Origin of the sequence: Acidovorax sp. (assembly GCF_016783915.1) — a bacterium.
GTDB lineage: Bacteria > Pseudomonadota > Gammaproteobacteria > Burkholderiales > Burkholderiaceae_C > Acidovorax.
The window spans coordinates 1-9,327 of sequence record NZ_JADHVT010000168.1; the positions used below are offsets into that span (position 1 = coordinate 1).

Consider the following 9,327-nt stretch of genomic DNA (forward strand, 5'->3'; position numbering starts at 1 on the left):
CAGACGACGACCTGTTGAAGTTCCTCAAGACCTTGTGATTACGCGCAGTTCAAAGACGTGCCCGAAGCCCTCTTACGAGGGCGGCGACGTTGCGCTGCCGGACCAACTGTGCATAACTGCGTGCTGTGCATAACGCTGCATTGCGGCCGTTCCGGGCAGTCCTGGTGTCTCAGACATCAATGCCAAGGAACAGTGGCTGATACCGTGCCTGACTTGTCGCGGCATACGCACCAATTTTCGCTCATACCGTGGCGAAAACTTTGAAAAAGATTAAATTTATACTCTTTCTTAAAATTAAGAGTATAAATATCATCATGTCTACCGACCTTATCCCCACTCTCGCCGCAGCGCGCAAGGCCCACCAGATGACCCAGGCCCAGCTTGCAGAAAGCGCAGGTCTTAGCCGTATGACGGTGCAACGCACCGAGGGCGGCGACCTGGACCCGCGCTATTCCACCCTGGCCGAAATGGCGCGGGTGCTGGGCATGGACATCATTGCCGTACCCAGCAGCCTGCGGCCCAGCCTGGAGGCGTTCATCCAGTCCGGCGGCAAGTTTCTGGGCCAGCCCGAGGGGGTGGATGCGCCGCCATCGGTGGTGGATGGTCTGCGCAGCTGACCCTGGCGACGCCCCACTCAACCGCCCCACCGGCGCCCCATGAGCACCTCCATCCGCTACCTGCGCCTGTACCTGCACCGGCCTGCCTGGGCAGGCGGTACGCCCGGCGAGGCAAGTACGCCCGGTGGCCGGGAGGCGATCGGCTACATCTCACAGTACGGCGACATACTGAGGGTGTCGTTTGATGAGAGCTACATCCGCAACCCGCAGCGCCCCACCCTGTCGCTCAGCTACCAGGGCGCCGACGAAGCGGCCACGCAGCAGATCCTGGCGTCGGCCCGCGATGCGCGGCTGGTGCGCACCGATGGGCGCTGGCCGGTGTACTTTCAGAACCTGCTGCCCGAGGGCCACAACCGCGAGCGGCTGGCGCGCGAGCGCGGCTGCAGCCCCGACGACGAGTTCGAGCTGCTGGCCGCCGCAGGCCACGACCTGATGGGCGCGCTGGAGGTGGAGCCCGTGCCCGCGCAAGACGGCATCCCGGACGTGGTGCGCCACTGGCACACCACGCAGGGGCTGGACGTGCTGGAGCCGGGGTTTGTCGAATACCCGGTGGAAGACGCGACATCGCTGCCCGGCGTGGTCACCAAGTTCAGCGCGGTGCAGGACGGCCGCCGCTACACCGTGCACCGCCAGGGCGCGGCGGGCAGCGTGATTCTGAAATTGCCCACCACCGCGCACCCTGATCTGGTGGCCAACGAGTACACCGGCTACCAGCTGTGCAAGGCGCTGGGGCTGAACGTGGCCGATGTGCGCGTCATCACCCGCGCCGAGGCTGACCTGCCCGACACCGTGCCCTTCAACGAGATACTGGCCGTGCAGCGGTTTGACCATCTTCCCGGTGGCGCCCGCGTGCACATGGAAGAGTTCAACCAGGTGCTGGGCTACACGCCCCGCCAGAAATACGGCAAGTCGCACGGCAAAGGGGTGCTGCAGGACTGGGCCACCATGCTGCGCGTGCTCAACCGCCTGAGCCGGCAACCGGTGTTGGACACGCGCGAGTTTCTGGCGCGCATGGTGGCCTTCATCCTGATGGGCAACACCGACGCCCACCTGAAGAACTGGGCCCTGATCTACCCCGACGGCCGCGTGCCCCAAATGGCCCCGCTGTATGACCCAGTGTGCGTGGCCGCGTTTTTTGATGGCGTGCCAGACCAGCAGTACGCAGTGAACCGCGCCATCGACAAAACCTTGCGGGCACTGACCTGGGATGACATGGAAGGCCTGATGAAATCCGCCGGGCTGCTGCGTGTGCCCCGGCACATGGTGCTGCTGCGTGATGTAGTGAAGCAGGCCCAAGCCGACTGGCCCGCACTGCTGCGTGACGCGCCGCCGGCCGTGCAAGCCACCGTGCAGCAGCGGCTGGCGGGGGCGACGATGCTGGGGCAGATCGCCAGCCGCAGCGCCGTTGGCTGATATCAAAATGCTCTTGTATTGATAGCTTTTAGCGCATATTTCATAAGCGCTACAGGTCAATTTGATTCAAATCTGCGTGTCCAATGCCTTGGAACGTGTTTACGGGATACGCGCACAACCAGCGGTTCGGTGGGCCAGTTGGTGACCTTCATACCGGCGCCCCAAACCACGCCCCCACCCCCGCTGTAATCGCCATGGCCAGTGCGCCCCAGAAGGTCACACGCCAGGCCCCTACGACCATGCCGGCGCCGCCCGTGCGGGCCGCCACAGCCCCCAGTAGCGCCAAGAAGACCAGCGCGGTGCCCGCCACCCAGTACAGCAGGCTGGCCGTGGGCGCCAACACTGCCACGGCTAGCGGCAATGCGGCCCCCACGGCAAAGGCAGCGGCCGATGTCATGGCGGCCTGCACGGGGCGGGCAGCCAGGGCCGAGGAAACATGGAGCTCGTCCCGCGCATGGGCGCCCAGCGCATCGTGCGCCATGAGCTGCGCTGACACCTGCTGGGCCAGTTCGGGCGTCAGACCCCGGCCGACGTAGATGGCAGTCAGTTCGCGGGCCTCGGCCACCGGGTCTGCGGCCAGCTCGGCGCGCTCGCGGTCCAGGTCCGCCTTCTCGGTGTCGGCCTGCGAATGCACGGACACATATTCGCCCGCCGCCATCGACATGGCGCCTGCCACCAGCCCGGCGACCGCCGTCATCACGACGGTGGACTGGCTGGATTGCGCGGCCGCCACGCCCACCACCAGGCTGGCGGTGGAGACGATGCCATCATTGGCCCCCAGCACGGCGGCACGCAGCCAGCCGATGCGGTCGGTGCGGTGGCGTTCAAGGTGGAGGCGGCGTGTGGCGGAGGTCATGGCGGGTTGTGGGGTAAGGGAAGAGTTCTTGCAGGGTAAGTGCCAATGGGGCACCCCGTCAAATCAGCCGCTCGATCAGTTGCATGAAGTACGGCCCAACAGTCATGCGCTGCTCAGGGCCCGGGTGTACCCGTCACACGCCACACGGTATTGCCCACATCGTCGGCCACCAGCAGCGCACCGCGCGGGTCCACAGCCACGCCCACCGGGCGGCCCCAGGCCTTGCCGTCCGGGCTGACGAAGCCGGTGAGCACATCAACCGGAAGCCCCACAGGCTGGCCGTTGGCAAATGGCACAAATACCACCTTGTAGCCGCTGCGGGGCTTGCGGTTCCACGAGCCATGTTCGCCCACATATGCGCCGCTCGCCAGCGCTGGCACCAGCGCCGCGCCAGTGGCAAACGCCATGCCCAGCGGAGCGACATGCGAGCCCAGTGCATAGTCGGGCGCGACGGCCTGGGCTACCAGGTCGGGTCGGGGTGGCTGCGCGCGCACGTCCACGTTCTGGCCGAAGTAGCTGTAGGGCCAGCCATAAAACGCGCTGTCTTTGACCGAGGTGAGGTAGTCGGGCACCAGGTCGTTGCCCAGTTCATCGCGTTCGTTCACCACCGTCCACAGCGCGCCGGTGTCGGGTTGCCAGCCCAGGCCGTTGGGGTTGCGCAGGCCCGATGCAAACACGCGATGCGTGCCGGTCAGGCGGTCCACCTCCCAGATGGCGGCGCGGCCGGCCTCGGCGGCCATGCCGTTTTCGGCCACGTTGCTGTTGGATCCCACGGTCACATAGAGCTTGCTGGCGTCAGCGCTGGCGATCAGGTTCTTGGTCCAGTGGTGGTTGATAGGGCCTGCGGGCAGGTCGATGAGCTTGGTGCCCGGGCCCACCAGGCTCGTCTGCCCCGGGGTGTAGTCAAAGCGCAGCACCGCATCGGTGTTGGCCACATACAAGGCATTGCCCACCAGCGCCATGCCAAAAGGCGAATGCAGATCGGCGGCGAAGGTGGTGCGGGTTTCGGCAATGCCGTCGCCGTCGGCATCGCGCAGCAAGGTGATGCGGTTAGCCGATGGCACACCGGCTCCGGCGCGTTTCATCACCCGCTTCATGACCCAGCCCTTGATGCCCTTGGCATCGTCAGGCTTGGGGGGCGCGTTGCTCTCAGCCACCAGCACATCCCCGTTGGGCAGTACCAGCAGCCAGCGCGGGTGGTCCAGCCCCGTGGCCAGTGCCGTCACGCGCAGGCCGTTCATCGGCATGGGCTGTGTGCCTGCTGGCCAGGCCTGGGCAGGTGCAATGTGCACGGTGGGCAGCAGCGCCGACGTGGGCGGGGGCAGCGTGGGCGACCGGCCCATGCCCGCTTCGGGCGGCAGGGAGACGGGGTCGGTGCAGGCACTCAAGGCGCAAAGAGTGCCGATCACGGCCACCACCCTCTGCCTGCGGCGACTCCCGCCGCAGGGCGCCTCGCCATGGGCGCGCCTGCCTTGCGCGCCATCAGAACCGGGGGTTGCACAACGGGGGAACAGAGACATGGCACACCTTGCAACGCAGCGCACAGGCTGCATCACGGGGCAGTGTGTGCCGCTGGCAGGGACCGGCCTGTCAGCCGGTGGCGCGAACGCCTGTCAGGCGCTGCGCGCAGGGCGGGTATGTACCACTGCGCGGGGCCGCAGGGTTGCGCACCATGGGCCCATTGGCTTCGCGCTTTTCACAGGAGTTGCACATGGCAAAAATTCTGGTAGCCCCGCAGGCCGCCGCTGCCGACGCCAAGGTGTTTGAGGTGCCCTATGAAAGCCAGGCCGACCTCTGCTGGTACGAAATGCCGCACGCGCAACAGGCCGAGGGCGACGCGGTGTGGTGTTTTGTGGACCAAGCTCCTCAGGCCACCTTCAGCATCTTCCGGGTCAAGTACGAAAGCCAGGCGGACCTCAAGACCTTCAAGGTCAAGTACCGGGAGCAGGCGGGCTGGCGCAACGCGGGCCACGCGCTGCGCGGCAAGCTGGACTGAGAAGGTCCGAACCAACCCGCGACACGCGGCGCAGCAGCAGCAGCAGCAGCACGCCGCTGTGGCCCATCGTCACCCCCCCACGTACTTCTGCAGCTGCTCGCCCAGCCCCGTGGCGCCCAGGCGCACCACATCACCGGACCTGAGGAACCAGGGTGCGGGCTTTTGCCCCAGGCCCACGCCCGCAGGCGTGCCGGTCAGGATCAGGTCGCCGGGCTCCAGGCTCATGAACTGGCTGATGTACGACACCACCGTGGGTACCCCAAAGATGAAATTGCGCGTGCTGCCGTTTTGCACACGCTGGCCGTTCACCTCCAGCCACAGGTCGATGGCGTGGGGGTCGGGCACCTCGTCGGCCGTCACCAGCCAGGGGCCGATGGGCGCGAAGGTGTCGTAGCTCTTGCCCTTGTCCCACTGCCCGCCGCGTTCCAGCTGCCAGGCGCGCTCAGACACATCGTTGGCCAGCACATAACCGGCAACATGGGCCAGCGCGTCGGCCTCGGACACATGGCGGGCACGGGTGCCGATGACGATACCCAGTTCCACCTCCCAGTCGGTCTTGGTGGCGCCGGGCGGGATCCGCACGTCGTCGTTGGGGCCGCTCAGCGCCGTCACGGCCTTCATGAACAGCACCGGCTCGGCGGGCGGCTGCATGCCCGCCTCCTTGGCGTGGTCGGCGTAGTTGAGGCCCACGCACACGATCTTGCCCACGCCACCCACCGGGCTGCCCAGGCGGGGCGTGCCATACACCGCAGGCAGGCGGCGCGCGTCGATGGCGCCCAGCGCTGACAGCGTGCGCGGGCTGAGCTGCGCGGGGCCAATATCGGGCAGCAACATGGACAGGTCACGCAGCGTGCCCTGGGCGTCTACCAGGCCGGGGCGTTCTGCGCCAGGCTGGCCATATCGAATGAGTTTCATGGGGTGTCCTTGTCTCTTTGGATGGATGCGGGCCACCCGGCAGCATAGCGGCAGACCACCGTGCGCGCGTGCACCATTGGCCGCCCCGGGCTTGCCCGATCACGACGCCCCGCCACCAGCGTGCAGCCTGGGGCGCGCGTAACATGGCGGGCATGCCGCAGCACTGAGTTGCTACCATATCAATAGCTAGCAGTGCAAATACTACCGGCGCATCAGCCACTTTTCATTGAACCTTGCACCCATGGCACCCGCCACCGCCTCGTCCCCGCCTACTGAAGCGCCAATGCGCCCACAGCCCCGCAACCCGACTGATCTGTTCTGGTCCTTCACCTGGCTGGCGCTGCAGGGTTTTGGCGGTGTGCTGGCTGTTGTGCAGCGCGAGCTGGTGGAGAAAAAGCGCTGGATGACGAACGAAGAGTTTGTCGAAGACTGGGCTGTGGCGCAAATCATGCCGGGCCCCAACGTGGTCAACCTCAGCATCATGATCGGCGACCGCTACTTTGGCCTGCGCGGCGCGTTTGCAGCGCTGGCAGGCATGCTGACCTTTCCGCTGATGCTGGTGCTGGCATTGGCGGTGGTGTATGCGCAGTTCTCCGCCCAACCCGCCGTGGCGGGCGCGCTGCGTGGCATGGGGGCCGTGGCGGCGGGCCTGATTGCCGGGGTGGGTATCAAGCTGTTTGTCTCCATCCGCAACCACCCGCTCGGCCGCCCCCTGTGCCTGGCCATTACCGCGTTGACCATCGTGGCCATGGCATGGCTGCGCTGGCCGCTGTTCTGGATCCTGCCGGTCATCGGCGGCGCCGCCTGCGCGCTGACCTGGAGAAAGCTCGCACCATGAGCACCGCAGCCCCCCTCACCGCCCCCCTGATGGCCCTGAGCGCCGGCGACTGGTTCAACCTCTTCCTGTACTACCTGTCGCTGTCTCTGCTGGCCGTGGGCGGCGCCATCGCCACCGCGCCCGACATGCACCGCTTTCTGGTCGAGCGCCAGGCGTGGCTGACCGACCCGCAGTTCAACGCATCCATCGCCATCGCCCAGGCCGCCCCGGGCCCGAACGTGCTGTTCATTGCCCTGCTGGGCTGGAACGTGGGTGTCAACGCAGGCGGCCCCGGCGTGACCGGCTGGCTGCTGGGCGCGCTGGGCATGGCGGTGTGCATGCTGGGCGTGATGCTGCCCAGCAGCCTCCTGACCTGGACGGCCACGCGCTGGGGCCACCGCAACCGCGAGCGGCGCGGTGTGCGCGCGTTCAAGCAAGGCATGGCCCCGGTGGTGATCGGCCTGCTGGTGGCTACGTCATGGGTGCTGGCCCGCGCCCATGGCGAATGGACCACCGACTGGCCCCTGTGGCTGCTGACCGCCACGGCCACGGTGCTGGTCTGGCGCACCAAGCTGCACCTGCTGTGGATGCTGGGCGCCGGTGCGCTGCTGGGTGCGCTGGGGCTGGTCTGAAGCTTTTGGGTTGCTGGGGTGCGCAGCGCAACCCGGGCAGCTGGCACGATTTCTTTCCGTTTTTGAGAGGCAATTCCATGCAACTCCGCTCCCTGGGCCGCTCAGGCCTGCAGGTCTCGCCCTTGTGTTTTGGCGGCAACGTGTTTGGCTGGACGGCCGACGAAGCCACCTCGTTCGCGCTGCTCGATGCGTGGGTGGACGCGGGCTTCAACTTCATCGACACCGCCGACGTGTACTCACGCTGGGCTCCGGGGCACACCGGGGGTGAATCTGAATCGGTGATCGGCCGCTGGCTCAAGCACAGTGGCAAGCGCCACCGCATCGTGCTGGCCACCAAGGTGGGCAAGGACATGGGCGACGGCAAGGTGGGCCTGCGCCCTGCCTACATCCGCCAGGCGGTGGAGGCATCGCTGCAGCGGCTGCAGACCGACCACATCGACCTGTACCAGTCACACGACGACGACACCACCGTGCCGCTGGCCGACACGCTGGGAGCGTATGCAGACCTGATCCAGGCGGGCAAAGTACGGGCCATCGGTGCCTCCAACTACAGCGCCGCCCGCCTGCAGGAGGCCCTGCAGACCAGCGAACGCCTGGGCTTGCCCCGCTACGAGAGCCTGCAGCCGCTGTTCAACCTGTACGACCGCGCCGTGTTCGAGGACGCGCTGCAGCCGCTGTGTGTGCAGGAGCAGGTCGGTGTGATCAACTTCTATGCGCTGGCAGCCGGGTTCCTCACCGGCAAGTACCGCACTGCGGCCGACGCTGCCAAGAGCGCACGCGGCGCCAACACCACGGCCAAGTACCTCAACGACCGGGGGTTGCGCATTCTGGCGGCGCTGGACGCTGTGGCGCAACGCTACGGCGCCACGCCCGGCCAGGTGGCCGTGGCCTGGCAGATGGTGCAACCGGGCATCACCGCACCCATTGCCAGCGCCACGTCGGTGGCCCAGCTGCAAGAGCTGGTCAAGGCCACCCAGCTGCAACTGGACAGCGATGCGCTGGACCAGCTGGACGCCGCCAGCGCCCAAGGCTGAATCCAACAAAAAGGGCCCGCGCGTGCGCGGGCCCTTTGCGTATGGCTTTGTGGGTCGCTTGGTGAGTGGGCCGGCGCCCCATCAGCCTGTCATTCCATCAGCTGATCCGGCGACCGTTCTCCGCGTAGATCGCCAGGTAGATGGCGTCCGAGCCGATGTAAGGCGCCTTGTTGCCAAAGCCCACGTTGAAGTCGCCGAACGACAGGGACCGGATGGCCGTCAGCCCGGCGCGCAGGCGCTCGCGCGTGGGCTCCTTGCCTGCGTTCTTCAGGCCTTCGATCATGATCTGGGCGTTGAGCCAACCTTCCAGCGCGCTGCCGCTGTTCAAGAACGCAGGATCACCCCCCGTGGCTTTCATGGTGCTCTGGAACTTGCGCACCACCACCGACTTTTGCGAGTTGGCGTCCGGGAACACCTGCACCAGCGCCAGGCCGCGCGTGGAGGCTGCCAGCTTGGGCAGCTCCGACGAGATCACCGTGACCGACAGGCCTGCCAGCGGCACACCCTGCGCCTTGGCACGGAACGCCTGCACAAACGCGGTGTTGGCCGTGCCCGTGGTGGCCAGCAGCACGGCACCGGGGCGTTCGGCCGCCACCTTATCGGCCAGCTCGGCGCCATTCTTGCCATCCACGGCCAGCGCAAACTCGCCGCCGCGCTCGACCTTGATTTCGTCCAGCGCTGCGGACATGTCCTTGAGCACCTCTTTGCCAAAAGGATTGTCCAGGTACACCACCGCAATGCGCTTGAGGCCCATCTCCACGATCTGCTTGACCAAGCGCTGGGTTTCTTCGCGGTAGCTGGGGCGCAGGAAGAACACGTGCTTGTTGGCCGCCGCACGCAGCGACGTGGCACCGGTCACCGGGCCGACGGTAGGGATGCCCTTGGACTCGATCAGCGGCAGGATGGCTGCCGTGTTGGCCGTGCCCAGCGGCGAGATCAGTGCAAACACCGACTGCGCCTCCACCATCTCGGTCACGTTCTTGAAGGTGCGTGCAGCCACGTAGCCGTCGTCCTTGACCTCCATGCGGATCTCGCGGCCAAAAACAC

Annotated in this window: 10 protein-coding genes; 6 read left to right on the forward strand and 4 right to left on the reverse strand. The window is 66.7% G+C overall.

Annotated features, from left to right (window positions below; all coding sequences use genetic code 11):
• Window positions 1–314 precede the first annotated feature (314 nt).
• A complete protein-coding gene (locus ISS20_RS21180) occupies window positions 315–617 on the forward strand; it encodes a helix-turn-helix transcriptional regulator (protein ID WP_291439295.1) in 303 nt (100 codons plus the stop codon).
• Between the two features lie 39 nt (window positions 618–656).
• On the forward strand, window positions 657–2,030 hold the full coding sequence (locus tag ISS20_RS21185; protein WP_291439297.1) for a HipA domain-containing protein: 1,374 nt from the start codon (window positions 657–659) through the stop codon (window positions 2,028–2,030).
• A 148-nt stretch (window positions 2,031–2,178) separates the two neighbouring features.
• On the opposite strand, the gene ISS20_RS21190 is transcribed toward ISS20_RS21185, so the two are convergent.
• Entirely contained in the window at window positions 2,179–2,886 is a 708-nt protein-coding gene (locus ISS20_RS21190; protein ID WP_291439299.1) for a VIT family protein, read from the reverse strand.
• Window positions 2,887–2,999: 113 nt separating this feature from the next.
• Window positions 3,000–4,304, reverse strand: coding sequence for a sorbosone dehydrogenase family protein (locus tag ISS20_RS21195; RefSeq protein ID WP_291439313.1), 1,305 nt, complete (start codon window positions 4,302–4,304; stop codon window positions 3,000–3,002).
• 293 nt (window positions 4,305–4,597) lie between these two features.
• On the opposite strand from ISS20_RS21195, the gene ISS20_RS21200 reads away from it, so the two are divergent.
• Window positions 4,598–4,882 (forward strand): DUF6150 family protein, encoded by a 285-nt coding sequence (locus ISS20_RS21200; RefSeq protein WP_291439301.1) that lies wholly within the window; start codon window positions 4,598–4,600, stop codon window positions 4,880–4,882.
• 69 nt (window positions 4,883–4,951) lie between these two features.
• Here ISS20_RS21200 and ISS20_RS21205 read toward each other — a convergent pair whose 3' ends face one another.
• Window positions 4,952–5,797 (reverse strand): fumarylacetoacetate hydrolase family protein, encoded by an 846-nt coding sequence (locus ISS20_RS21205; protein ID WP_291439303.1) that lies wholly within the window; start codon window positions 5,795–5,797, stop codon window positions 4,952–4,954.
• Window positions 5,798–6,038: 241 nt separating this feature from the next.
• On the opposite strand from ISS20_RS21205, the gene ISS20_RS21210 reads away from it, so the two are divergent.
• From ISS20_RS21210 to ISS20_RS21220, 3 genes are all read left to right on the forward strand, one after another.
• Complete coding sequence (locus ISS20_RS21210) at window positions 6,039–6,635, forward strand: chromate transporter (RefSeq protein ID WP_291439305.1); 597 nt, start codon at window positions 6,039–6,041, stop codon at window positions 6,633–6,635.
• Window positions 6,632–7,246, forward strand: coding sequence for a chromate transporter (locus ISS20_RS21215; protein WP_291439307.1), 615 nt, complete (start codon window positions 6,632–6,634; stop codon window positions 7,244–7,246). The genes ISS20_RS21210 and ISS20_RS21215 overlap by 4 nt, the downstream gene beginning before the upstream one ends.
• Before the next feature lie 77 nt (window positions 7,247–7,323).
• Complete coding sequence (locus tag ISS20_RS21220) at window positions 7,324–8,280, forward strand: aldo/keto reductase (protein WP_291439309.1); 957 nt, start codon at window positions 7,324–7,326, stop codon at window positions 8,278–8,280.
• Window positions 8,281–8,377: 97 nt separating this feature from the next.
• Here the strand turns inward: ISS20_RS21220 and ISS20_RS21225 are convergent.
• Window positions 8,378–9,327 (reverse strand): ABC transporter substrate-binding protein (locus tag ISS20_RS21225; RefSeq protein WP_291439311.1); only part of this gene is annotated, 950 nt, incomplete at its 5' end.